22 protein-coding genes are annotated in these 26,417 nt (G+C 35.5%); 10 read left to right on the top strand and 12 right to left on the bottom strand.

Annotation, left to right across the window (positions count from 1 at the left end; all coding sequences use genetic code 11):
• Window positions 1-8: 8 nt before the first annotated feature.
• On the bottom strand, window positions 9-266 hold the full coding sequence (locus AMQ68_RS06575) for a sensor histidine kinase (RefSeq protein WP_054509770.1): 258 nt from the start codon (window positions 264-266) through the stop codon (window positions 9-11).
• Window positions 266-3,007, bottom strand: a complete 2,742-nt coding sequence (locus tag AMQ68_RS06570) for a histidine kinase (RefSeq protein ID WP_054509769.1) — start codon at window positions 3,005-3,007, stop codon at window positions 266-268. The genes AMQ68_RS06575 and AMQ68_RS06570 overlap by 1 nt, the downstream gene beginning before the upstream one ends.
• Window positions 3,008-3,405: 398 nt before the next feature.
• On the opposite strand from AMQ68_RS06570, the gene AMQ68_RS06565 reads away from it, so the two are divergent.
• Both AMQ68_RS06565 and AMQ68_RS06560 read left to right on the top strand, forming a co-directional pair.
• Window positions 3,406-4,464: an AraC family transcriptional regulator gene (locus AMQ68_RS06565; protein ID WP_241775067.1), complete on the top strand. Its 1,059-nt coding sequence runs from the start codon at window positions 3,406-3,408 to the stop codon at window positions 4,462-4,464.
• A gap of 152 nt (window positions 4,465-4,616) precedes the next feature.
• Window positions 4,617-6,086, top strand: a complete 1,470-nt coding sequence (locus AMQ68_RS06560; protein ID WP_054509767.1) for a serine hydrolase — start codon at window positions 4,617-4,619, stop codon at window positions 6,084-6,086.
• A gap of 114 nt (window positions 6,087-6,200) precedes the next feature.
• Here the strand turns inward: AMQ68_RS06560 and AMQ68_RS06555 are convergent, their stop codons facing one another.
• Entirely contained in the window at window positions 6,201-7,049 is an 849-nt protein-coding gene (locus tag AMQ68_RS06555; protein WP_054509766.1) for a universal stress protein, read from the bottom strand.
• Window positions 7,050-7,070: 21 nt separating this feature from the next.
• Window positions 7,071-7,520 (bottom strand): MarR family winged helix-turn-helix transcriptional regulator, encoded by a 450-nt coding sequence (locus tag AMQ68_RS06550; RefSeq protein WP_054509765.1) that lies wholly within the window; start codon window positions 7,518-7,520, stop codon window positions 7,071-7,073.
• 407 nt (window positions 7,521-7,927) lie between these two features.
• Between AMQ68_RS06550 and AMQ68_RS06545 the strand changes: the two genes are divergently transcribed.
• The 7 genes from AMQ68_RS06545 to AMQ68_RS06515 all read left to right on the top strand — a co-directional run bounded on the left by AMQ68_RS06545 (window position 7,928) and on the right by AMQ68_RS06515 (window position 13,646).
• Entirely contained in the window at window positions 7,928-8,683 is a 756-nt protein-coding gene (locus AMQ68_RS06545; RefSeq protein WP_054509764.1) for a sulfite exporter TauE/SafE family protein, read from the top strand.
• A gap of 9 nt (window positions 8,684-8,692) precedes the next feature.
• Entirely contained in the window at window positions 8,693-8,935 is a 243-nt protein-coding gene (locus tag AMQ68_RS06540; protein WP_054509763.1) for a MoaD/ThiS family protein, read from the top strand.
• 4 nt (window positions 8,936-8,939) lie between these two features.
• Entirely contained in the window at window positions 8,940-9,359 is a 420-nt protein-coding gene (locus AMQ68_RS06535) for a molybdenum cofactor biosynthesis protein MoaE (RefSeq protein WP_241775066.1), read from the top strand.
• 37 nt (window positions 9,360-9,396) lie between these two features.
• Window positions 9,397-10,278 carry a formate dehydrogenase accessory sulfurtransferase FdhD gene (gene fdhD, locus AMQ68_RS06530; RefSeq protein WP_054509762.1) on the top strand — a complete coding sequence of 294 codons (882 nt, stop codon included), beginning with the start codon at window positions 9,397-9,399 and terminating at the stop codon, window positions 10,276-10,278.
• A gap of 40 nt (window positions 10,279-10,318) precedes the next feature.
• On the top strand, window positions 10,319-10,669 hold the full coding sequence (locus AMQ68_RS06525; protein WP_054509761.1) for a hypothetical protein: 351 nt from the start codon (window positions 10,319-10,321) through the stop codon (window positions 10,667-10,669).
• A 33-nt stretch (window positions 10,670-10,702) separates the two neighbouring features.
• Window positions 10,703-13,060: an FdhF/YdeP family oxidoreductase gene (locus AMQ68_RS06520; RefSeq protein ID WP_054509760.1), complete on the top strand. Its 2,358-nt coding sequence runs from the start codon at window positions 10,703-10,705 to the stop codon at window positions 13,058-13,060.
• A gap of 100 nt (window positions 13,061-13,160) precedes the next feature.
• Window positions 13,161-13,646: a molybdopterin-dependent oxidoreductase gene (locus AMQ68_RS06515; protein ID WP_241775065.1), complete on the top strand. Its 486-nt coding sequence runs from the start codon at window positions 13,161-13,163 to the stop codon at window positions 13,644-13,646.
• 313 nt (window positions 13,647-13,959) lie between these two features.
• Here the strand turns inward: AMQ68_RS06515 and AMQ68_RS06510 are convergent, their stop codons facing one another.
• The 7 genes from AMQ68_RS06510 to AMQ68_RS06480 form a co-directional block, all read right to left on the bottom strand.
• Window positions 13,960-15,012: a HesA/MoeB/ThiF family protein gene (locus AMQ68_RS06510; protein ID WP_054509758.1), complete on the bottom strand. Its 1,053-nt coding sequence runs from the start codon at window positions 15,010-15,012 to the stop codon at window positions 13,960-13,962.
• A 2-nt stretch (window positions 15,013-15,014) separates the two neighbouring features.
• On the bottom strand, window positions 15,015-15,629 hold the full coding sequence (locus tag AMQ68_RS06505) for an NTP transferase domain-containing protein (protein WP_054509757.1): 615 nt from the start codon (window positions 15,627-15,629) through the stop codon (window positions 15,015-15,017).
• Window positions 15,610-16,086 (bottom strand): cyclic pyranopterin monophosphate synthase MoaC, encoded by a 477-nt coding sequence (gene moaC, locus AMQ68_RS06500; protein ID WP_054509756.1) that lies wholly within the window; start codon window positions 16,084-16,086, stop codon window positions 15,610-15,612. The genes AMQ68_RS06505 and moaC overlap by 20 nt, the downstream gene beginning before the upstream one ends.
• Window positions 16,087-16,153: 67 nt before the next feature.
• The gene (locus tag AMQ68_RS06495; RefSeq protein WP_054509755.1) at window positions 16,154-17,359 is read right to left on the bottom strand and encodes a molybdopterin molybdotransferase MoeA; all 1,206 of its coding nucleotides are present in this window, start codon (window positions 17,357-17,359) and stop codon (window positions 16,154-16,156) included.
• 4 nt (window positions 17,360-17,363) lie between these two features.
• Window positions 17,364-18,350, bottom strand: coding sequence for a GTP 3',8-cyclase MoaA (moaA, locus tag AMQ68_RS06490; RefSeq protein ID WP_054509754.1), 987 nt, complete (start codon window positions 18,348-18,350; stop codon window positions 17,364-17,366).
• A gap of 571 nt (window positions 18,351-18,921) precedes the next feature.
• Window positions 18,922-22,656, bottom strand: coding sequence for an AAA family ATPase (locus tag AMQ68_RS06485; protein ID WP_054509753.1), 3,735 nt, complete (start codon window positions 22,654-22,656; stop codon window positions 18,922-18,924).
• Between the two features lies 1 nt (window position 22,657).
• Window positions 22,658-23,893, bottom strand: coding sequence for an exonuclease SbcCD subunit D C-terminal domain-containing protein (locus AMQ68_RS06480; RefSeq protein ID WP_054509752.1), 1,236 nt, complete (start codon window positions 23,891-23,893; stop codon window positions 22,658-22,660).
• Window positions 23,894-24,353: 460 nt separating this feature from the next.
• On the opposite strand from AMQ68_RS06480, the gene AMQ68_RS06475 reads away from it, so the two are divergent.
• Window positions 24,354-25,856, top strand: coding sequence for an adenosine kinase (locus tag AMQ68_RS06475; protein WP_054509751.1), 1,503 nt, complete (start codon window positions 24,354-24,356; stop codon window positions 25,854-25,856).
• 141 nt (window positions 25,857-25,997) lie between these two features.
• Here AMQ68_RS06475 and AMQ68_RS06470 read toward each other — a convergent pair whose 3' ends face one another.
• Window positions 25,998-26,339, bottom strand: coding sequence for a hypothetical protein (locus AMQ68_RS06470; protein ID WP_054509750.1), 342 nt, complete (start codon window positions 26,337-26,339; stop codon window positions 25,998-26,000).
• Between the last annotated feature and the right edge of the window lie 78 nt (window positions 26,340-26,417).

Below are 26,417 nucleotides of genomic sequence, written 5' to 3'. Positions count from 1 at the left end.
GCTCTGCATCAATCCCTAAATTTAGGGATACTAATTTTTATGCTTGTTCCGTTTTTAATAAAAAGGTCAAATGTTCCATGCATTTCTTCGGTCCGCTTTTTCATGTTGTGAATGCCGTTTCCTTTTTTTTCTTCCGGATCGAAACCTATTCCGTTGTCTTTAATTTCTAACCTGTACTCGGTTTCACAAATGGTAAAGATGATTGAAACCTCGGTACATTTACTGTATTTTGCGATATTGTTCAGCGCTTCTTTAGTGATGAGCATCAGATTTTTCCTTGCTGTAATATCTTTAATCTCATCATCAATTTCGTCATCAATGCTAATGGAATATAATAAATATCAGTACTTCCTAAAATTTCATTGGCAAAATTTCGAATCCTTGTGCTTAAGGTCATCAGTTCATCTTTTCCAGGTTTCAGACTCCATACAATTTCGCCTATGTTTTCGGAAAGATCTTTAGATTGCTGCTGTATTTTATTTAAAATAGACTTGGTTTCAGAAATATTATTTTTCTCTAAAAATGCGGTAGCAACTGCTGAGTTGATCTGCAGGCTGCTCAACGTTGAACCAATATCATCATGCAAATCGGCAGTAATTTTACTTCGCTGCATTTCTAAAGCCAATTGCTGCTGATAATAGTTTTTTTGTTTCATCAGTTTCCATCGGGTGTAAGCTAAAATAAAACCACCGATGACAAGACCTCCTAAAAATGCCCAAAACCAAAAGGTTTGATAGAATGCTTTTTTGATGTTGATATAAAGTTTTTTTTGAGGAATGATACGGGGACTGAATTTATTGTAAATTCCAAATTCTAAATCGTATTCTCCGGGAGATAGGCTGCTCAAGACTAATGGAGATTTATGGGCAATGGGTTTCCACTTCGCATCCAGATTTTTAAATCGATACATTAATCGTTGTCGGTTTCCATTTTCCAGATCTTTAATCAGAACTTTTAATGAAATGTTGTTCTCATCGTTCTTTACATCAATTTCGGAGATTTTATTGCTTCCTTTTTCGGGGGTAAATCTGTTATTATTAATTTTAATTTCATCTAAATAAATTTCAGGTTGATAGTAGCTTTTAAGTTTTAATGGAGGTTTGAAATAATTAAATCCGTTCACACCACCGAAAAGCAACGTTCCGTCTCTTCCTTTATAAAAACTTCTGTTGTTATAATCCCAATGTTGTATTCCGTCGTCTTTATCATAGTTGATGATATGAAAATTTTTGGTATTAATACTGCTTAACCCATGTTGATGGCTGCACCACACCGTTCCAACCTCATCGAGCAGAATTCCATAGATATAAGTTCCTGCTAAGCCGTTGTTGCTGTCAAAATGGGTGAGGATTTTAAAATTTTTATCCAAAAGGTAAACGCCTTCATTGGTACCAACCCAATACTGATGTTTTTTTTCGTCTTCCTGTATATAAAAAGACTGAATATTGGGTAGGATTTTACCTAGAATCTGGATGTTATTTTCAGCATTTATTTTCGCCAATATCATGTCATGATTGAGATAACTTATAGCAATTCGGTTATTGCTAAGCGCATTGACTACAAAATTGGACTGATGGGAAAGTGCATTGATTTTTTCTAATTTCCCCTCTTGTATATTGATCCAAAAGATACCTTCGTTACTGGATAATATAGGGTTGTAGTTGGGTAGAAAAGCAATGTTTTTGATAATGCAGTTTGAATTTTTCAGGATGATTTTGCGATTTCTATGATCATCAGCCATTTCTATGATCACCGTATTGTCTGCAGTTTTATAGGAATGCCAACTTTCTTTTTTTAATTGATCAAAAAACACACTCACATTCGTGTAATTTTTATTCTGTAATAATTGTAGCTGATTGGTTTTAGACTGTAAACCAAAAACTCCCTGAATAATAAAATCTCCGTTTTTAGCCTCCGAAATATTTCCCACGCCGGTTTCTTTAAAGCTGTTTTTAAGATCATTTTGAATGTCATTGGAATTTTTCAGTAAAGTACCTTTGAAATTTAAAATCATTTGACCCTGACCATCATCACACATCCAAAGTCGGCCAATTTTATCGAAAGAATAACAAAAGCTTCTTTCATATCCTTTAGAAAATATTTTAATGGTAGAAAAATTGGTGTCGCAAAAAAACATCCCAAGATTTGCAGAACGAACGGCAATGAGATTATTAAATATAGAAATAGCATTCACCGAAAATAATTTCTCCCCCTTAATTTCTGTTATCCTTTTTGATAATTGATACTTATTATTTAAAACATAAATCCCCAGATTAGACCCTAGATACAACAGCTTGGTTTTTCTGTTATACGTTGCACAATAAAATAGAATATCATCAGGAGTTTTAAAAAGAGATGTGATTTTTTTCCTTTTAATCTGATAAGTGATGATTTGATTTTTAGTAACGAAACAGATATTTTGTTCTTCATCAATGAAAGGCAATTTTTGATAAATCGATAAACTGTTATTATCATAAATATGAATTGATTTTAAAGGATCTACGGGTAATTGTATTTCTAATTGTATTTTTTTTGTTGCCGGATCGTAACTTACAATTTGATAATCTAAATTAAAACACCAGATCTTATGATCGCTAAAACCAATAGGAATAGCCGTGTTATTTTTAGACAGATCCTTATAAATATCAATTAATGTAAATGAATCTTTTTGATAATTATAGATGTACAATCCTCTGGTAGAACCTATATAAAGGTTGTTTTGATCTTCTGCAAAGCCATAAGCCTGTTGCAGAGCAGGGCAGTTTTTAAAATAATAATTGAGGTTATACACCTTTACAGAAGATCCGTCATAGCGGTTGAGGGCATCATTTCCTGTAATCCACATAAATCCTTTTTGGTCTTCATATCGGAAATAGTTTGAGCCTTGTGAAAGCCCATCATCTTGCGTAACTCTGCTTACCGAAAAATAATCAAAATTTACCTGCGCCTTAATGGTAAGAAAAAGGAAAGTGAAAAAAAAGCAGGTTAAAGTTTTATAATTCCACAAGTTTTAAGGTTTTCAAGTGCTTTTTACCGGAAATATAAAGTTAGTTAATTAGTTCAATGCATTGGAATTAATTTAATGAGATCAATGAGGGTGATTTTTTATCATTGACTTGTAAAAAGTGTGTTGTAAGGATTCTAAGTGACTATGAAAATGATGTTTTCCCTTCGAAAAAAAATAAAGATAACTTCCAATCTAATTTTTATATTTGCACGATTCAGGTTTGAATCTCAAGAAACGAATATAACCCTTGAAATGTTGTCTACAAGCTAAAAAAAAACAACTTTTCTGAAATTAATGATCAATAAAAAGAATAAATAATGGATAAGATGAACGTATTAATTGTTGTGACTGCAATCTCCTTATTCATTTCATTATTTCTTGCTATTTTTCTGCTTACCGTGAAAACAAATCACAAAACAAGCAATACTTTATTTGCTGCTTTTCTCATGATAATGGCAATAGATGTGAGCGAATATTTGTTTAATCTGACAGTTGGCGGTCCTTCAAATCTGGGAATGCTGAGAGGTATGTTTGCTTTTCTGCAAATTCCTGTTTTTTACCTCTATGTATTGTCTGTTTGTTATTCAGATTTTAAGCTTCAGCCTAAGCATTTGCTGCACCTGCTTCCATTTTTGGTGGCAAATATAATTTTAATCCCACGTTTTTATGGAGTAGATGTGGCTTCTAAAATTAGTTTTATTGAAAATCGCCAACATATGGTAGAGCTGCAATTGAATCATATATTGATACATATTCAATTGGTGGTTTATATTGTTGCGGTTTTTATGATTTTAAGAAAAGCAAAAAAACTTTATCTTGAAAATTACGCAGGTGCTAGTGTTAATTCCTATCAGTGGTTGTTTCAGTTTACGGTTTTACTGACTATTTTATATTTAATTACGCTGTTAAAAAATATTTTTAAGTTTTCAGATTATCCATATATTTCTGAGTGGATAAAAATTGGACTTCTCGTATTTCAGTTATTTATTGTTTGTTGGTATTTATTTAAAGCCTTAAATAATCCCGGTTTATTTAGAAATATAGATTCAAAACTGAAGCTTGCTTCCGATATTGTTTTAGAACAGAAAAATAACGATCAGCTAGCTGTAAATGACAAAGAGTACAATGAAGAGTTGGTAAGGCTCAAAAAGTATATGGCTGAAGAAAAACCATTTCTTAATCCTTCGTTAACCATTCAGGATATTTCTAATGATATGGATATTCCGACTCGGGAATTATCTGTTTTAATTAACCATCAATTAGGACAACACTTTTATGATTTTGTAAATACCTATCGTATAGAAAATGCAATGGAAATTTTAAAAGATGTCACAAAAAGTAAGGTAACCGTTCTTGAAATCTTGTATGAAGTGGGTTTTAATTCAAAATCTTCTTTTAATACAGCTTTTAAAAAACATACGGGGAATACACCAACTTTTTATCGTAAGTATTTGTAAAAAAGTGTTTTGTAATTACTCGTACGCGTTTCTTTCCATACTCGTACTTATTTTTCTTACCCAATAAGGCCGATTACTTTTACTCGGTCGCATAGCCTGAGCATCTTTCACATATTTGTATCGAAATAATTTTTAATTTAAAAAACGATACCATGAAAAGTGCTATTTATTTACTCATCTTTATCCTAATCATTTCGAGTTGCCAGACAAGTAATAAAGTATTGTCAAAAAAAGCTGACTATAGTTTTCTTACAGACAGTTTACAGCTTAATCAACAATTAGAAAAATACAAGCTTAGAGGATTTAGTCTTGTTGTATTTGAAGATTATAAGATTGTGTATTCAAATCAAGTGGGGGTGAAGTCTGCCAATTCTCCCGAAAAAATAGATGAAAATACTGCTTTTTCTGCGGCGTCTATTACAAAACCAATCACAGCACTTCTTTGTCATATTCTTGAAGAGAAAGGATTAATTAATCTGGATGATCCCATAGAAAAGTACCTAAAACGCTGGCATTTGCCAAAAAGTAAGTTTACAGAAAATAACAGTCCAACCTGGAAACAGTTTTTTAATCATACTTCTGGTACGAATCAAGGTGGATTTGCAGATTATTATGAAGGAGATACAATCCCCACCATAAAGCAAAGTCTTCTAGGGCAGATACCAAGATATGATAAGGAAATTGAGTTTCTTTTTTCACCAGGAACAGATTTCGAATATAGTGGAGGCGGGTATGTAATTGTTCAGATGGCGTTAGAAGATACTTTCAATAAGTCTATTGCGGAGCTTGCAAAAGAGCATATTTTTTCACCTCTAGGTTTGAAAAATACAACGATGATTCAACCTAATGAAAAGGGGTTCCTAACCAATATTGCCCTTGTTCATGACGAAAACGGAAACGTAATTAAAACAGGAATACCGATTACTCCACAAGTGGGAGCATCTGGGTTATGGTCTACACCTTCTGATCTGGCCCTACTTTCTATAGAGATACAAAATGCCTTGCGCAATAAAAATAACAAGGTGATCTCTCATTGTGTAGCCCAAAAAGTAACGGAAGTCACCGCTTTAAAAAATGCCGTTGGGGGTTGGGGATACGGATGGCAAAAGTCTTTTGGATATAACAACTATGGTTGGTTTTCATGCAACGGATCTAATACTGGAGTTGGTGGGAGTGTTTTTGCGACGATGACAGATGGAAACGGGTTTGTATTCCTTGCCAATGGCGAAAAAAAGAATCGTATTCCTGTGATTGGGCAGGCGCAAAGAAAAATTCTGACATTGATGGATTGGAATAAAAAGCCAGCTAATGAACACGTTCAGGAGATGCCATTAAGCCTAAAACAAAAACTAATAGGAACGTATGATGATTTCCTTTATGGACAAAAAGTGGAAACCAAAATAGTAGAAAAAAATAACCATCTCTACGTAGAATCTCAACTTTTGGGATATTTTAAAGGAAAAAATGATAATGAATTGCTGTATCTGGAAAATGGATTATTTAAAATTGTAGACTATCCTAACTTATTAAAATTCGATTTTAACAATGGTAAATTAAGCTCTGTTACCTTAATAAGAGATCAGCTGAAAGTAGAAACCCAAGTCAGTAATAAAGACAAATAAGTATTGCATACCTCTTTGAATCTATAAAAAAGAATCAAATGATGTGAAAATTCAAAGTTTATTGTTTCCCTATCTCTAAAAAGTAGAATAATGATCCATTTCTATGATGGATCATTATTTTAATATCAGAACAGGCTGATTAACATTCTGATAAATGCCTTCAGAAATACTTCTGCTCGCCATATAATATAGAAAACTATGTCTTCCCGGTAACGCAATAATAAGGTCGGTTTTATTCAATGATGCAAAATTCAGAATTCCGTTGATAATATTTTCATCATAAGAATAGTGAATGCTGCTTGGGATCTCGGTTAAATATTGATGAATATATTCTTGCAGCTCTTGCTTTTTATCATTATTTGCCTCCGTTTTTTCTTCTGTATGAATATTCAAAAACATAAGATTAACATCCTGCTCCTGAATAATAGATTTATGATGAAACAGTCGGTTTAGCTTTGTTATACCGTTTACATCGCATGGGATAAGAATATTTTTGATGGAAGTATACGTGTATCCATTCGGAACAATTAGGGTCTTAACAGGGCTTGTTCTTGCAATACTTATAATATTTTCTGAAACAAAACTGTCATTGGAAGCCGCCTGATCGTCACTTCCTAAAATAATCAATTCCACCGACGGATGATCTTTTAACAGTTCATTGATGCTTTTGGTAAGCGTCCAGTCACTTACTGCCGTTGAGACTTTTAGTTGAGGTGATTTTTCGTTGATTATCGTGCTTAACGTCTTCAGCAGTACTTCTGTTTTTTCCAACAGGCTGTTGACATTTTCTTCATTAACAAATGAATGACCTTCTGCCATATGCAGATAATCAAATTCAGACTCTTTAGATGTTTTTAAAAGAATAATATGCGTGTATTCAAACTGCTTTGCCCATTCAGCAGCAAGCCTTACTGCGTTTTCTGTAGTTGATGTAAAATCAACAGGTATAAGTATTGTTCTCATATTAATTAGTGTAAAATTCAGTTATTCCAGATTTGCGGTCATTTTTTTTACTAAGAGAAGAGCCCTGTTTATATCATCTTCATCAAGATCATCAGCAGCTTTTTTATACAGCTCCAATGCCCAGGGATAAACGGTTTCTACAATTTCATTTCCTTTTACAGTAAGGAAGATTTGTTTATTTCTTCTGTCCGTTGTATTTTCTACCCGTTCAACCAATTCCCGCTTTACAAGACTATTGATAAGATAGGTAATGCTTGATTTATCTTTGCTTACTTTACTGCTTATTTCCTGCTGGTTTATTCCGTTATTCCTGCTGAGAAGTCCGAGTATTTCTATAAGTTCAAAAGAAAGATCAGGATCATATTCATTAATTTTTGCCTGAATCTTCTGCCGCAATCGGCTTTTCATTTCTCCCATTGCCAACCCTAATTCCAAGGCTATTTCTGAGATGTTATTTTGTTTTACAGGCATATTTTAATAATTAATGGATATTAAATCAAGTGAAATATATAAAAATATCTCATTCATTACATAACAAATATAGTTAAAATTGGTTTGAATTAAAACTATTAACTGTTAAAATTATACCCTTTTTTAGTTGATTTTTTTTTCTTAGAAAAACAGTCTTACTTAAACTTAAGGATTGAAATATTCATCGTATTTACAGAGGAAATTCTTTTTAATTATCTTTTAAAGCTCCCACCGGAATCATTAATTCTATTGATTGTTTAGGGGTATTATATTTAGGTTGCAATTATTATATTCGATAGTTTTTTCATGATTTGTTATAGCGTATTTTTAGATTAACGTATTCTCAAATCGCAAAAATGAGTATATTAGATAAGTTTAATCATATACTGTTTGTAAATTTTTTGAGGATGTATTTGGAAATTTTTGTCTTTTTTTTGATCGTTTCTTTTATCTATTCGTCAGTTGGTTTTGGTGGAGGATCAAGCTATCTTGCTATATTGGCGATGTACAGTCTTCCCCATCAGGAAATACGGCTAATAGCACTCATCTGCAATATTATAGTAGTTGTAGGCAGTGTTTATATTTATGTTAAAAATAAACAGACCGACTGGAAAAAGATACTTCCTATTACCATTGTCAGTGTTCCGATGGCCTATCTGGGAGCGATTGTGAAAATTAGCCAAAGTACATTTTTTATGATGTTAGGAGTAAGTTTAATTATTGCAGCGGTTCTGCTTTGGATTAAAATAGATGGAAGTGCAGAAACACCAGCAAAAGATCAAAAATCTGATATCGTGAAAAATAGTTTTTTGGGCGGAGGAATAGGTTTTTTATCAGGAATGGTTGGTATTGGTGGAGGTATCTTTCTTTCTCCAATATTGAATTTAATGAAATGGGATGTTCCCAAAAAAATAGCAGCAACTGCCAGTGTTTTTATATTAGCAAATTCCATTGCCGGGATTTCGGGTCAGTTGACTCAGTTGTCTGGGAATATGCTTAACATGAAAATTTTATATCCGTGTCTTTCTGTTTTTATTGGTGGACAGCTTGGATCAAGAATATCTGTGCGATGGAATCCTATTGTGATTAAAAGGGTGACAGCAGTTCTTGTTTTTTCGGCAGGAATTAATATCCTGATAAAACATTGGAATCATATCTATTAAAAAGGTAAAATGAAAATTAAAATATTAGCATTCGGAATTACAAAAGATATTTTTAAAGGATCTGAAATACAATTAGAAATTAATGAATACGCAAAGGTTTCAGAGCTTAAAAACAAGCTTGAAGATGATTTTCCGGAAATAAAAAAATTGAAGTCCTACTTTATTGCTGTAGATGATGAATATGCAGATGATGATTTAGTATTAAAAAGTAATAATGAAATAGCCATTATCCCACCTGTAAGTGGGGGATAAATAAATGATGATAGATATAAAAATAACCGATGAACCGCTAAATGTTTCAGAATGTCTTGCGGCTGCCGCAGATATTGAATGCGGTGGAACAGCATCATTTATTGGTGCTGTAAGAAACAATACTCGAAATAAAAAGGTGATCCGTTTAGAATTTGAGTGTTATAAACCCATGGCATTGAAGGAGCTCAGGAAGATTGCAGACGAAGCTATTTCTTTATTTGCCGTAAAAAATATAGTTATTCATCATCGGATCGGAGTTTTATACCCAGGCGATATTGCGGTAGTCATTATTGCCAATGGCAGACACAGAGATGCTGCTTTTGATGCATGCCGATTTGGGATTGACACTCTGAAAGAAACGGTACCTATCTGGAAAAAAGAGATTTTCGAAGATGGGGAAGAGTGGGTATCTGCTCATCCTTAAGCAGTGTGAAAAAATATAAATAAATACACCATTTCAAGTGAGCGAAACCAATATTTTAAAAAATAATCCTGTTCAGGAGATTACTGTTTTAAAGGTAAAAGATAATCAGATCTTGTCTTTTACAGATGAAGTCTCTGTGGAAGAACCTTTAGAAATAAGGGTTTCATATGGTAATGCAGAAAAACGGGAAAGTAAAAATATTTCTGTTACGATGCGCACTCCCGGAAATGATATCGAGCTTGCTGTCGGGTTTCTTTTTACAGAAGGAATTATTTCAGATTATAAGCAGATAACAGGTACAAATGGGGTAGATGTATCATGCTCCCGAAATCAAGAGAATGTTGTTATAGTAAAGCTTACAGATGGTTTTGTGCCGGAGCTTATGAAAACGGAGCGTAATTTTTATACCACGTCAAGCTGCGGAGTCTGTGGAAAAGGTTCCATACAATCTATCAGAACAGTGAGCCCTTTTAAGAATATTGATAAAGAAAAAGTTGTATTAGACATCCATATTTTATACCTGTTACCTGAAAGATTAAGGTCATTTCAGAATAATTTCAGTGCTACAGGAGGAATTCATGCTTCCGGCCTTTTTAATATGAATGGATATCTATTGGTCTTAAGAGAAGATGTAGGAAGGCATAATGCTCTAGATAAACTTATAGGATATGCTTTGTCGGTGGATCTCTTGCCGTTGGATCATAAAGTTTTGGTATTAAGCGGAAGAGCAAGTTTTGAACTGATTCAGAAAGCAGCAATGGCCGGGATTTCTATTGTGGCGGCCATAGGGGCACCTTCAAGTCTTGCGGTAGATTTGGCAAAAGAATTTGATATGACGTTAATTGGTTTTTTAAAACAGAATAGCTTTAATATTTATAATAAAAGCAGTCAGCATACTTTTGATAATGCAGAGTTATAAATAGGAAGTTCGTTAAAAATGAAAAAATAATAAAAGTAAAATGAAGATAAGAATTAAAGATAACTCCGTAAGATTCCGCCTTACACAGACCGAAGTTTCTGAATTGGGCGAAAAAGGGATTGTATCAGCTTGTACAGAATTTATTAATAGTTCTTTTGTTTACTCAATTGAGGCTTCAGATAAGGAAGAACTGTCTGCGGATTTCATTACAAACAAAATTGTTCTTACAATGCCCACAACAATGATTAATGAATTTGTTACAACAGACAGAGTGGGTTTTGAAGGTCAGGCAGGTCTCGTTAAACTTTTGGTGGAAAAAGATTTTGTCTGTATTGATAACTCCCTTGAAGACCAGAGTGACAATTTTCCGAATCCCAATATAAAATGCTAAAGCATCATCAACCTTTCTTATAAATAGTAAATCATGAAAGAGGATTATAAAAATAAAGAGAATCAAATGAAAAATGAGCCGGATGCCGAGAATCCGTACCGTCTTTCAGACCTCAAATTAACTCCTGTTGAAAAATCGGCCGGAGGTATTCACGCAGTGATGGCGGCTTTTGGTCATCTGATTGAAGAGAAAACATTGGTAAGAGGCACCAGAGCTTTATTTAAAATGAACCAAACGGATGGGTTTGATTGTCCCAGCTGTGCCTGGCCCGATCCTGATGATGAACGTTCCGTTCTTGGCGAATATTGCGAAAATGGTGCGAAGGCTCTGGCTGAAGAAGCAACGACCAAAAGAATTACGGCAGCATTTTTCAAAGAAAATTCGGTTTCTGACCTTGCCAGATTAGATGATTATCAGATTGGAAAAATGGGTAGGCTTACAGAACCTATGTATCTGCCTAAAGACGCTACACATTATCAACCGATCAGTTGGGAACATGCTTTTGAAAAAATAGCAGAGCATCTCAACATGCTTGAATCTCCTCATGAGGCCGCTTTTTATACCTCTGGAAGAACAAGCAATGAGGCATCATTTGTTTATCAGCTTTTTGCGAAAGAGTTTGGAACGAATAATATGCCCGACTGTTCCAATATGTGCCACGAAACATCCGGTTCTGCATTGAGGACTACGATTGGAATTGGAAAAGGAACTGTAACATTAGAAGATTTTTATGAAACAGACCTCATCATAGAGATTGGGCATAATCCCGGAACCAATGCACCAAGAATGATGAGTGCATTAGCGAAAGGCAAAAAAAACGGAGCAAAAATTATTGCAATAAACCCATTGCCAGAGGCTGGATTAATAGGATTTCAGGATCCTCAGAAAGTTAAAGGTATGCTTGGAAATGGTGTTAAACTTGCCGACCTCTATCTGCCTGTAAAAATAAACGGAGATATGGCCCTTTTAAAAGCCATTGAAATATTACTTCTTGAGTTTGAAAAAAAATTTCCGGGAGAAGTATTAAATCACGAATTCATAAAAGAGAAAACTATAGGGTATGAGGAATTCCTCAAGCAGTTTGAACATTATGATTTTGAAGAGTTGGCTAAAGAATCGGGTGTTTCTTCAGCAGATATTTACGAAGCTGCGCAGATGATAGCCTTCAAAAAAAGGATTATTATCTGTTGGGGAATGGGCCTCACACAACAGCCCAACGGAGTTGATATGATCAGAGAGATCCTCAATATTCTTCTTCTGAAAGGAAGCATCGGTAAACCCGGGGCAGGGGTCTGTCCTGTACGCGGGCACAGCAATGTTCAGGGAAATAGAACGATGATGATTGATGAAAAACCAACCGATCAGCAGTTAGATATTCTTGAAAATTTTTATGGTTTCAAGGTGCCGCGTGCGCATGGATATGATGTGGTGAGGGCTATCAAAGCTATTCATGAAGAAAAGGTGAAGGTTCTCTTTTGCATGGGCGGCAATTTTTTGTCGGCCACTCCGGATACAACCTATACCGCAGAGGGAATTCGAAAGCTTAATTTGCTAGTGAGTGTTTCTACAAAGCTCAACCGTGGGCATCTTGTGCACGGAAAAGAAGCTCTTATTCTGCCCACCTATGGGCGGAGTGATAAAGATATCGTGAATGACGAAATACAAATCGTGACTACTGAAAACTCCATGGGGGTTGTTCAGTCTTCAAAGGGAATGTTGGATGCCGTCTCTGATCAGCTTATTAATGAAACGCAAATCGTATGTCGTATGGCAATGGCAACACTGGGGCAACGGTCTGTTGTCAACTGGCAACGTTATCATGACAGCTACGATACCGTAAGAGACGATATAGAAAAATGTATTCCCGGTTTTAAAGATTACAATATCAGAGTAAGAGAAAAAGGAGGATTCTACTTGCCCAATGCTGCCAGAGACGGGAAATTTATTACCAAAGAGTTTGGGGATCGCGCGCCCTTTACCCTCACTGAAATTCCGGATAACAGTCTTGAAGAAGATGAATATCTGATGGCAACAACAAGAACCCACGATCAGTTTAACACAACCATTTATGGGTTGGATGACCGTTATCGGGGGATAAAAAATGGAAGACGTGTGATTTTTATGAACTCGAAGGATATTGACCGTCTGGGAATGAAATCCGGAGATAAAGTTGATCTCTTTAATTATGATGACGGCATTGAAAGAGTAGCCCCTCTATTCGTTATTGTTTCTTACCAGATCCCGGAAAAAAATACGGTTACTTATTTTCCCGAAACCAATGTTTTAGTTTCTGTGAATAATGTAGTAAAGGAAAGTAATATGCCGGCTTCTAAATATGTGAAAATAAAAATAAAGAAACACAACCCTGAACTGTACAAAAAAGAGTACTAAGTCGTTTTTTGAGAAGGAAATACTAATAAGGATTACGATAAGCAGTCGGGAGGACAGCTTATGTATACAATACATCTTCCACTTTAATAATATGACTAAAATGATTAGTAAAATAATACCATGCCTGTTTTTTTTGATGTTTGCAGGAGTGCTAACTGCACAATCTGATTTTAAGTTAAAAGTTTCCCGAGAAGGCTCTGCTCCTTTACAGCTCTCTTTGTTAGACTTGTCTAAAATGCCTCATACCAATGCTGTTTTGAAAGATAAACAAGGAGATATGCATACTTACAATGGGGTTCTGGTTTTAGATATCCTGGCGAAAGCTGGAAACATAAAAGAAGCACACGGAGAAGGTTTTTCAAAATATCTGTTGGTGAAGTCTGTAGATGGCTACCGCGTACTTTTTTCATTGGCAGAGCTGGATAAGGATTTTACGGATAAAAAAGTAATCATTGCCGATTCGGTAGATGGGCATCCGCTTCCAGAAGCAAAAGGACCTTTAAGAATTATAGTGGAAGGTGAAAAGAAGCCTGCACGAAGCAGTTTTCAGGTTGTTGAGCTTATTGTAGGGTCTGTAAAAGATTAAATTGTAAAGCTATTTACCCCGAGTTTACGATAAGGGCATTTTACTAAGCAAAGAACCATCATTTGAACAGGGTAAAACCCATTCTTATTGATAATGCCTCTATAGAACCATGTTAAGGTTAAAAACCTTGACATGGTTTTCAAACAAAAAGATTAAAAATTAAATATTTTAAAAACTTATGTGCTCATATTTTCGGATTAATGATCAACTTAAACTACTAATGTGTTAATCTTTTACCTTTTTTGTGGTTAATTTGAAAGTGTACAAGCTCATTAAAGTTAACCAATTGACAAATAGAAAGTTGCTCCTTAAACTATACATTATGCCTGTATTGTTCTATGCCGTTTTTTAGGGAATAAACCTTTTGGGTAGGGAATATTTTCTTTATCATTCTTACAGCCTTGGAACTCCGGTTTCCAGACGCACAATAAAAGATAATCTTCTCAAATTCTGCGATTTGATTCCAATGATTTTCAAGGTCGTCCAAAGGAAAATTTTTACCTCCGATATTAAATAGCTGATGTTCTTCTTTAGTTCTCACATCAATCAATACAGTTCCTTTTTGCTTTAGTTTTTCATGGAGTTCATCTCGTGTAATACTGCAGACTGATTCATTGAGAGCATAGATTTCTACAGAAGTTTGTCCTTTTAATTTGATGATAGTTGTTTTACCACTCATCACATTCATTAACCATAATTTTCCGGCTAACAGATCCTTTGATAGGGTAAAATATTTAATCACCTCATTGGCCTGCATACAGCCTACAATTCCTGCTAATGTAGGAATTACTCCGCCTTCCGAACAATTCGGAATCTGTGAATTTTCTGCATCGGGAAAAATATCACGGTAATTAACAGATCGGCTTCCGTCTTCCCGCAAGACATTCCATATACTTACTTGCCCTTCATACTGATAAATTGCTCCGTAGACCAAGGGTTTTCCTGCAAGAACACAGGCATCATTCAGTAGGCATTTGGTTTCAAAATTATCAGTTCCCTCTACGACCAGATCATAGTCTTTAATCAAATCCATTACATTTTCAGAAGTTACTCGTACAGGATGTGCTTTTATCTGGATGTCTGGATTCTGCTTTTGGAGCTTCTGACAGGAAACTTGTGCTTTTGATAAACCTATTTCTTCTGGAGTATAGAGAATCTGGCGATGAAGATTGCTTAAAGAGATTATATCATCATCAGCAATGCCTATCGTACCAATTCCGGCGGCGGCAAGATATTGTGCTGCGGGACATCCCAGACCACCGATCCCGACAATCAGCACTCTAGCATTATGAAGAAGGTCTTGAGATGTGCTCCCAAATTCAGGGAGTGCTATCTGGCATTGGTACCGATCCATACTTTTTTCCATTGCTATTGATTATTTTTACTTGTAAGGATCTGCTTTGCTGTTGCGGCCTCTTCAGGTGTATTTACATTCATTAAGGCATCAGGATTCAAAGGTTTCACAATATGGGTTTCGTTGTTTATTAAAACTTTCCTCGGGCAGGTTTTACCCATGCCTAAAAACTGAAGAAGGGCAGGGTAGCTTTTAGGTTCCCAAATCGTAATTAAGGGCTCGGGTAGTCCGTCAAACGGGCTTTCATAGGTTGTAGCTACTTTTGATTCGTCTCTGTTATCAATTAAAAATTGTAAAGTTTCTTTATTCAATAAAGGCAGATCACAGGCCACCACCAACCATGCCGCTTCTCTGTCTGAACGTAATGCTGTTAAGATTCCACCAAAAGGGCCCATTCCTAAAAAGGTATCCGTCAAAGCATTATATTCATTGCTGAAATGGTCTAGCTGTTCCTGTCGGCAGGAGATATACACTTCTTCACAGAAGTTGTTTAAAAGATCTGCTGCAAAATAACGTTGTTCTTTTCCGTACCAATTCATCAGGTCCTTTGCTGTTCCCATTCTCTGGCTTTTTCCTCCGGCAAGAACCAGTCCTTTTATAATGGGAGTCTTATGCTCTTTTGAAGTCATTTTTACCACCTGTTTTTTCTGTTAGTTTTATTTCCTTAATGATAATGTCTTGACTGAATGCCTTGCACATATCATAAATGGTTAATGCGGCTACGGAAGCACCTGTTAAAGCTTCCATTTCTACTCCGGTTTTACCTTCTATGCTTGCGGTACATTGGATAACGACTTCATTGAGTGCATTCAGTTCTATTTCCAATTCACAATTATCCAAACCTATCGGATGGCAGAGCGGGATTAATCCGCTTGTTTGTTTTGCGCCCATAATTCCGGCAATAATGGCAATTTGAAATACAGATCCCTTTTTAGTTTGGAAATTATCTTTCTGAAGAGCTTCTAAAACACGTTCCGGTAAAAGGACAACAGCCTTTGCCGTCGCTTTTCTGAGGGATATTTTTTTCTCGCCAACATCTACCATGGCGGGCTGTCCGTTTTTATTGAGATGGGTGAATTCTGACATGATTTTTGATATTTTATACGGCGATTCTAGAAATGAAAAGTACTAAAAATCGTGTATGTATGCTGTTTTAAAAATTATATTTCCACACTTTGTAAACTTCTCCTTTTTTAAATATATCTTGTTCCAAAGGTAATTCTATGAATGCATTGGTTTCTGAAAGATGGGAGAAATCCCCTGAACCGTTTGTATCAATTGATGTTGCAGTTAGTTGTCCTGTTTTATTGATATTCAGTTTTACCTGGGCAAAGTATTGAAGTAAGTAAGGAAAATGAATATCATTTTGCAAGACTGCGTATTGTGGACTGGTTTCTTCAATTTCTAAAGACTGCTCCAACCATGGAATAAAATAACGGTGCAGACACATAAATACAGAAACAGGATTTCCGGGAAATGCAAAAATAAGTTTCTGATCTAGGCTTTTCCCAAACCAAAATGGTTTACCGGGGCGTTGTTTTATCTTATGAAATAATTTATCAACCCTCAGCTCTTCCAACACTTTTGGGATATAATCAAATTTCCCCATAGAGACTCCTCCGCTTATCAGGAGGATGTCATACTCAGAAAGGCAACGCTTTAGTTCGTTTCTGATGATCTCAAAATCATCATTAAGATGAATGGTTTCAGCGTTGATGCTGTATTTTGCCAATACCGTTTTTATGGTAATGCTGTTGGAACGGCGCAGCTGAAAAGGGGTAGGTTCTGTTTCTGGACTTACCATTTCATCTCCTGTAGAAATGAGGACTACACGGGGTAACTTTTTTACCAGTACTTTTGTTTTACCAATAGAGGCTGCCACACCGATAATGGAAGGAGTAATGATTTGATTGGCTCGGACAAGAAGATCATCTTTCTTTTTATCCTTTCCTTTGAGATGAATATTCTGCCCTTTTTTTATTTCTATATCCTGAATGGTAGCAATTCCGTTTTCAATGGAGAGGTCTTCATAACGAATGACGGTATTTACAGAATGATCCACGGCTGCTCCTGTCATTATTTCAATACATTCTTTATTGTGTGTAATGGCTGCCGGAAGTTCGCCTGCTGCTTGGGTTGCTTTTATGGTAAAAGTATGGATTCCTTCATGATAGGCTTCAAAATCAATGGCAATCCCGTCTACCGTTGGCCTGTCAAACGGGGGGAGATCTCGGTCTGCTATAAGGTCTTCTGCCAATACTTTTCCCAAGGATTGGTCATAGGGTATTTCTTCTGTTCCAAAATCCTGGATCTGAGAAAAAATAATATGTTCTGCTTCCTGTACTGTGATTATTTCCATTTTTTTAACCGCCTATTGTTGCCATAGACTGATGGCTCTGCTGTTCTGTTAAATTAAATTGTTGGGCTTCCCAACCGTCTTTTGTCTTTTTCTGGAGAGCCAATACGATGAGGTTCTTGAGTTCATCATCTGTTTTACCTTCCCGCATTGCATCTTTTAAATTCAATGTTCCGGCATCATAAAGACATGTTCTCAACATTCCGGAGGGTGTAATTCGTATTCGGTTGCAGCTTCCACAGAATGAACGGGTATAAGCGGCAATGATTCCGATTTCTCCTTTAAATTTAGGAATCCTGTAGTTGTATGAGGTGGAGTTTTGAGGATCAGGAATTTTTGTAATATCAGGAAATTGTTCTTTAATATGATTTAAAATCCGCACAAAATTCCATTCCAAAGAGGTATCATGGTTTCCTCCATTGAATGGCATTTCCTCAATAAATCGGACGTCTATATTTTTATTTTCTGCTAGCCGGACCAGAGGAATAATGTCCTCAATATTTTTTTCCTCCATAACCACTGTATTGATCTTTACATGGATCTCATTATGCAGGAGAGTATCTATTGTTTTTAGAACTTTATCCAGACTGTTACGGCGTGTGATGTTAAAAAAGCGTTCTTTATCTAAAGTATCAAGACTGAGATTAACAGATTTTATTCCTAATTCTTTTAATTTAGGAATATGCTTTTCTGTAAGCAGTCCGTTGGTTGTTATTGTAAGGTGTTCAAGACCATTGAGCCGGGAAATATTTTCAAGCAGCGGGATGAAATTCTTTCTGATAAAAGGTTCTCCTCCGGTTATCCTGATTTTATCAACTCCTAGTTCTGTAAAAATAGAGCAGATCCGGAGCATTTCTTCATCATTCATTAGCTCATTGCGTGGAAACCAGTCAAGCCCTTCTTCCGGCATACAATAAGAACACCGTAGATTGCATCGGTCTGTAACGGCAAGCCGTAAATAATTAATTTTTCGTCCGTGTTGGTCAGTCAGCATTGCATTTTGTTTTTTATAAAGACCTTATGTTCATGAAGGATGAAACAGAGGTATTACAAATGTAATGATTGTTTATTGGATTGATGAATTCCATCATTTTAATTTTAATAATGATGTCATAATTTATGATATTATTAATAGATACACTCTTTGTTTAAGTGAGTACATCTAATAATAATTAGTTTTCTCCCCGATTCATCAGTCTTCTTTTATTAGTTTTGGCTGAAGCCGATTGATTTTTTGTTTTATTTGAACGGGTTAAAACCCGTTCCTATTGATAAAGACGCTCTGTTTATTTGAAAATTAACCTCAAAAGCAACACAAAAGCTACTTGGATAGCTAACCATTATGTAATTTTTAGAACACAAAAGTTCTCAAAAAATGTTTAAAAACTGATGTGCTCTTATTTGCAGTTTAAGGCTTAGCTTAAAACACTCATGTGTTAATCTTTTGCCTCTTTTGTGGTTAAATTGAAAGTTTATAATTTCATTAATTATTTTTATGATTGTCCGTAGGGTATAAACTTTTTTTAGTCTAAATGATTTAGCCCCTTTATTTCATTCATTACGTTTTACATTCCCAAAACTTCTACTTTACTTTTCCCGCTCTGCTGCTTACTCACTTTAATTTGCACAGGTATTCTTTCTGTCATTTCCTGTACATGAGAAATCACCCCCACTTTACGACCCTGATTGTGTAGTCTTTCCAAGGCATCCATCGCAATATTGAGGGTCGTAGGATCTAAAGAGCCAAAACCTTCATCAATAAACAAAGATTCTACCTTCATGCGGCTGGATGACAAAGAGGCCAGACCTAAAGCAAGGGCAAGCGAAACTAAGAAAGATTCTCCACCAGAAAGCGAGTAGACGGTGCGAACTTCATCACCCATATCCTGATCCACAACCTGTAAGCCAAGCGTAGAAGGAATACGTTCAATCTTATATCGATTAGTGAGGGCTTGCAGGTGAATATTGGCGTAACCAAGCAAAGCATCTAGAGTATATTCCTGAGCAATTTGACGGAATTTTTTACCATCTGCAGAGCCAATAATGTCATTCAGCTTACTCCAGTTTTCGGTAATGCCGGCTTGTGTTTCGATACTTTTCAGTAAGTCACCAATTTTATTCTTATTGGCTTCATCCTGTTGTAATTGGAACCCAATTTCACTTCTTTTATGTTTCTGTAATTCTGCATCCGACTTTGCCACTGTAAATAATGCATTGAGATCATCGAGTGGGCGTTCGGATATCGATTTTTGCTGATGAGCATCTAGCAATTGTTTTCTTTCAGAGAGGATGGAAGTTGCTTTGGTTACCTCATCATCAATAGTTTGTAATGCTATACGTTCGGCATCAATCCAATCATTCGTAAAGGTAAGAAGCTGATGAAGCTCAGTAATACTTAGACTTTGATTGTTTTTTTGATTATAATCATTAAGCCATATTTCTATTTTTTCTGAAGCATTTTTTACTTCTGTTGTTAAAATGCTTATTGTGGCTAACAGTTCCTCTTTTTGGGTGCTGGTTTTTGTACTGTTAATGCTGAGTTCCTGTTGTATTTCTTTAAGCTGATCCTGCTGTTTTTGAGCTTTAATGATGGATTGTTTTAACTGATCCTCCATGTCTTTTGCAGATCTCCCTTCGAAAATATCATGGCGTTGCTTCGTCAGTTCCAAATAATTTTGGTTTTGTTGTGCATATACTGCTGAGGTATTGGAAACTTCTGACAACAGTTTTTTTGCCTGGTTTTCCAGCTCTTTTAACGTTGCCTCAAGTGAACCTTTTTGAAGAGTATATTGCGCTAAATTTTCCAAGTTTTCATTCCATGTTTTGGCAAAGGTTTCAATGCGTTCTACAAATGTATTGGGATCTGCCTTCCAGTTTTTCATCCATTCTGAGGTGGTGAAGTAAGGGGAGATTATTTTTTCAACCTCCTGAAGATCCAATGTCGCTTTGTTCTGTTCATTAGCTTTTCCATTGTGCTGTTCTTGGTAAAGAGCAATGGACGCTTTCTTATCTTTCAGTTGATTGGTAAGGCTATCAATGGTTTCTTTTAATTGATCGATTTTAATTTTATCGGCTTCTAGCTGTTGTTTTTGAAGAGTATGAGCCTTTATTTGCGTAAATAAACCGTCTTGTTTTATTTGGAGGGATTGTAATTTTTCTTCAATCCAGTCTGCTTTTTTAACATCAGGAAGCGAATGACTTTCTTGGGCAATATCGAATTGTTCCCAAATTTGTTTTCTACTTTCCAAGGCAGATTGAATGATCTGAATGGCCTCGCTTTGATTTTGAATGGTCTGTTGTAGTGTTTGAAAAGCCTGCTCTAAAGCTTTATGCTTACCAAAACTGGTAAGATAGATGCGATCATTTTCATTGTAGACTTCTTCCAACGTAGCCAATACATTTTGTAATTGCGGATGATGTTGGGTATAAGGATGGTTTGTGCTGCCACATACCGGGCAAGGTTCTTCATCAACTAAAGCATTTCTAAGCGTCTCAATATTTTCGGCTGATGCCAGACGGGCTTGCTGTAAAAGCTGTGCGGCAGTTTCTCTTTGAGCATTTTCTACAAGCAATTGTCTGGAAAGTTCTTCCAGACTTTGTTGTTTTGTTTGGGAGTCGGATTGATCTGTTAGTTGCTTTTGGCTTAAAGTTTCCAATTCCGTAAGTGTGCCATATAACAGTTGCCAATGCGCTTGTGCTTTGATGGTATTTTCGACAGAACGGGTTGTTGATTCTTTATCTGAATTTAAACTTTCGATTGGTATTAATAGCAATTCTTTCGATTGGAAATCATAAGTTTTCCTTAGATTTTCCCATTCTTGACTCTGTTTGCCTAGGTTCGCTTCAATCGTTGTTTTTTCGGTCTCAGTATGACTAATTTTATCCTTTAGTACATCCAATTCTTTGGTGGAAGACTGTACCGTTTCCAAAAGTTTTTGAGCATCCTGTAATTTGGAGAGAATGATATTTTTATTTTCAGCGATTGGGCTGCGGTCTCTGTTTTCTGTTTGCCAGTTGGTGATAGTGGTAATCTGAGTTGATACAATTGCCAATTCTGCTTGTTTATCTACCAATGATTTTTGCTGCTTGCTGCTTGCTTCTGAAGCACTTTCAGCTTCTTTTTTTGTTTTTTCTAATGTTTCCTTTTTTTCAACGAGGAGCGTATCGAGTTTTTTTGCTTGCTCAAGAAAGGGGAGAGCATTATCAAACGCTTGATTTTGTGTGATTAAATGATTTCCAGCGTCTAAAAACTGTGTTTCTAATTTTCCTTTTTGTTCCTGAAGCGATGTAATTGTTTCTTCTAACTTGGCTAAAACGCTAGTTTTCTCAGCATGCTGTTGTTGTGAATATTTTTGTGCATCTGCCCAACTTCTGGTTTGTTGCGCCTGTTCAGTCACCAATAGTTTTTGCCTGCGAGTACTGGTATTTGCTTTATTCTCAGTTGCTTGTTGTAATGCGGTATTGGCTTCAAGAAGATTGATTTGAAATGTAGTAAGTTGCTCATGCCAACTTATTTCGTTGCTTAGGTTTTCTATTTCTTTTTCTAACCCTTGAATTTGAGTTGTTAAAACATTTTGCTCTTCCAATAAAGTTTTAAGTTCTTCTTCGTTGAAGGTTACAATTCCTTCTTTTCGGAGGGTAAGTTCGCGAAGCTGTTGCTCTTCAATTCTGTTTTTTTCGAATATCTTTTTAGAAATTTCGGAGTAAATATGGGTTCCTGTAAGTTTTTCTAATAAGGATGACTTTTCATCTTTGCTGGCTTTCATAAAGGCTGTAAAATCGCCTTGTGCCAATAATACAGATCGGGTAAATTGCTCGAAATTTAAGCCAACAAGCCTTTCTATTTCTCTCAGTGTTTCTACTTTTTTACCCGGAATAGCTACCTCAGAACTTATATTCTTTAAAGTGACAGAATCAGACTGCATACTTCCTTCCGCTTTGTTTCTGGCACGTCTTACGCTCCAGGTGGCACGGTAATGTTGCCCATCGACGCCTCTAAAATCAACCTCAGCAAATCCGTCGGCTGTTCCGTCACGTAAAATACTTCGGACATCTCCCTGGCTAAGGGTACTTCCTTGCACATCATAGATTTCTATTCCTGTTTCTTTTGCCTGCAGGTATCGGGGTGTTTTACCGTATAAAGCCAAACAGAGCGCGTCCAATATGGTAGATTTGCCGGCTCCGGTAGCTCCGGTGATGGCAAAAATTCCGGCTGAACAAAGGGGTTCGGCGGTAAAGTCAATCTCAGTATTTCCTTCTAAGGAGGCTAGGTTTTTTATGCGTATGGCCAGTATCTTCATCTTATTCTCCTTTTTGATTTACTTCCTCCGTTACCTGTTGAAAAAGTTGCAGTATAGCGGGAGGAACATTGCTATTGTATTTGGATTGGTATATTTTGTCGAATACATCCAAGGGTTGTAGCTCGATTAGTTTTTCCTGGGTAATAAATTCAGGTGTTTGCTGGCTTGCGCTAGGGTATTTAACATCAATTTTAGCAAGTCTTATTTTTTTACCCAATAATGCAGTTTCTATTTTATGTCTTAAAGCAGGTTCAGGTCCATCAAGCAATACTTTTACTTCAAGATAAGGCGCTATCTCTAAATCGTTTTCTATGACAGGTAATTTTTCTAATAACGCAATCACTTCTTGTAAAGGCAGCGAGGTTTGAGGAATTCTTTGTAGCGGAACAAAGAGTGGGATCTCTACTGATGTAAGGTTGCTGATTTCTTCGTTGAGTTCAAACACAATAACCTGATGTTTGTAATTAAGCTCAGAAAAAGACATCGGTAATGGACTTCCCGAATATCGGATATGTTCTTTTCCACCAATGCATTGTGCCTTATGGATATGACCTAATGCGACATATTTAATATCCTGATGAAACGCCGTGGCCGGAATACATTCTACACCTCCCATAATCAATCGTTCGGTTTTATCCAGTTCGGTGATTTCGGCATGGTGCGTATGCAGATGTCCCATGGCAATAATGGTTTGTCCATTCTGTTTTTTTTGCTCTGCATATTCGAAAGCTTCCTGATATAATGCAGTTACGCCATCGGTATAAGGATTTGCAGAGTCGGGAATCGTTGGATAGTCACCCATACGTAAAAACGGAATAGCCAGACACCATATTTTTATGTTTCCTGAATGATCATAGATAGGAACAAGTAATTTTTCATAATCAATATTTCCTGTTGCATCTTTTTCAACCAAACCAATGATATGTACATTCGAGGATTCCAATAACGGCTTTGGCGCTTCTAATCGAGACGCAGAATCGTGATTGCCTGCAGTAATAATAATCTGTAAATCTGGGTTTGCTTTCGTGGCACTGTTTAAGAAACTGTAAAACATTTTTATAGAGGCCGCTGCAGGATTGGAAATATCAAAAACATCTCCGCTTATGAGAAGTACGTCTATCTTTTCATCTTGTAAAGTGTGCACCAGCCAATTCAGGAAATTTTGGTGTTCGTAGGTACGGTCGTATTCATGGAACAGCTGACCTATATGCCAGTCTGCAGTATGGAGGATTTTCATGATTCTGTTCTGTCAAAAATTATATTGCATTTCACCTGTCTTTCCTTTAATTGAATAAGAGAAATCTTTCTTTAATGATAATATCTGATGTGAAAACCTTATTGTTATATTGGTTGAGGTTTCATATCTGAGCATTTTTTATTTCTAAACTAACATTTACGGTCTAGTTGAAATATACATCTTATTTTTATGTCAAAGATATTCATATTAAAAAAATGAATTTGTGGGAATCCGTATTTTATGATTTTATTTAAACCTAATTTTCTTTTTTTTAATAAATGGAAGAGTAATGAAATAATCCTTTTAATCCTGATAATGAGAACTTTTCAAGGGGGTCTTATGGCTATTGCTTTTTACTCGAAAAAATTATTATATTTTTTGATAGAATTTCATTGTAATTTTTATTTTTTTTCAATACATTGTTGCGTAAAATCAATCGTACAAAGCAAATCTCAATATTATGAAGACGAGATATTTTACTTATATTTTACTTTTTGGATTTCCTTTGTTTGGGGCCCAAAATAGAGTGGCTGAACAATCCACTTACCAAAAAGATTGGACTGTATTGGAACAGCAAAATGAAGCATTGGCTTTTGATACTGATATAAAATTATCTGATGCTGAAATCGTATTGGATAAAAAATTATTTGAGTTACGGAAAAAGCTCCTTACCGATACAAATCAACAGAAAATACCATTGTTTAATAGTTCTTTTAATGAAATAAAGCCATTGATAGAAAGCAGTGAATTATTTAATATCTTTCAATCAATGCCAAAAGGAGGCCTGCTGCATAGCCATAGCGGAGGGATTACTGATGTAAAATGGGTGATTACAGCAGCAAGAAAGTACAAAGAATGTTACGTTTATGATCAAGCTGATAATGACCAGTTTATTTTCGGTCAGCTGGCTTTTTTTGAAGGAGGAAAAGTTCCAAAAGGATTTGTCAATCTTAATCAAAAGCTTACAGTAAATCCTGCTTTTGAAAAAGAATTAACAGAGCTTCTCATCCTGAAGCGAGATCAGTTGTGTAGTTATACAGATTATTGGATTGAATTTGAGAAACGTTTTAAACGTATTAGTCTGTTATTGCCTTACCGTCCTTTTTTTAAAGAATATTACAGGAAAGGCTTTCAGGATTTGGTGGCAAATAAAGTGCAGCACTTAGAAATCAGGTTTATATTTGATGAGCTTTATGATTTTCAGCATGGAAAATATCCATTAAAGACTTCAATCACTGATTTGCAGGATGTTGTTAAAGAGATCCAAAAATCACAGCCGCAGTTCAGTTTGAAATTGATTTATTCAAGTTTTAAATTTTTAGATCCTAAAAGTATAAATCAACAACTTGAAACGGCCTTTGAAATCAAAAAAGAGTTCCCTAATGTTATTTCGGGTTTTGATCTTGTAGCAGATGAGGCGGCCGGAAACAGTATCAATTCTTTCCAGGAAAATTGGATGAAATTAGATGTGCTCAGTAAAAAGTATGGGGTAACGATGCCTCTTTTTCTTCATGCAGGCGAAAGTAATTCTGTCTTTAATAAAAATATCGTAGATATTTCATCATTAAACAACCCAAGGATTGGGCACGGTCTGAATTTGATCTATTTTCCAAAGACAATGGAATTGATTAAAAAACAAAATAAACTGGTTGAGGTAAGCCCCATCAGTAACCAGATTTTAGGATATGTCAGTGATCTGCGGAACCACCCTGCAAGAGTTTTATTAAGTAATGGAGTACAGTGTTCTATTAACAGTGATGACCCCAGTGTGTACGGATATGAAGGTCTTGGTTATGATTTCTGGGTCGCTTTTGTATATTGGGAGCTTGATCTAAAAGCACTGAAAAAACTGGTTTTTAATTCAATCAACTATTCTTCCCTGAATGAAAGTGAAAAAAAGAAGGCGCTGCCATATTTGAATAATCAATGGGATGATTTTGTTCGAAAAATGAATGTGAAGTAATGAATGACATATAAAAAATAATCGCATTCTTTTAAATGATGCGATTATTTTTTTTTGAATTTGGTGGAATTATGTTCAATTGATTTATTAGAAGAGAGTAGGGGCTCATTACCTGTGTAAGTTGAAGAAAATACCCTTCATTTATAAACGCCAACTGCCTTCTAAAAATAACATATATCTTCCAAGTTGATATTCTCCGTATGAAAATAGATAGATCATATCATTATTTTTTAGATAATGAATTTCTAATCCTTCTTCAGATACATATTTTTCAATGATACTGTTTCTTACAGAAAATTCACTTTCTCTGACAATTGTATCAAAACTTTCATCATCTATTTCTTTTTTTAAATCTCTTAATGGGTTATTGTAAAAATCGATTAATTTGATTTTTTGGTTTTCAATTTCAAAAATTTCTTTTAGGCATCTTTCTTCATCGCCGTCAAATAATTTTTGTCTGGTTATTTCGTTTTTTTTAATCATATTTAATTAGTTATAAGTTTAGTATATCCTTAGTGATAAACTCTGTTTTAGTAGTTTGCACGGTATAAATTTGAGTTT

It is taken from the genome of Chryseobacterium sp. ERMR1:04, assembly GCF_001297705.1.
GTDB lineage: Bacteria > Bacteroidota > Bacteroidia > Flavobacteriales > Weeksellaceae > Chryseobacterium.
The sequence above is the reverse complement of the archived record's forward strand: the minus strand, read 5'-3'. Positions and strand labels throughout refer to the sequence as shown.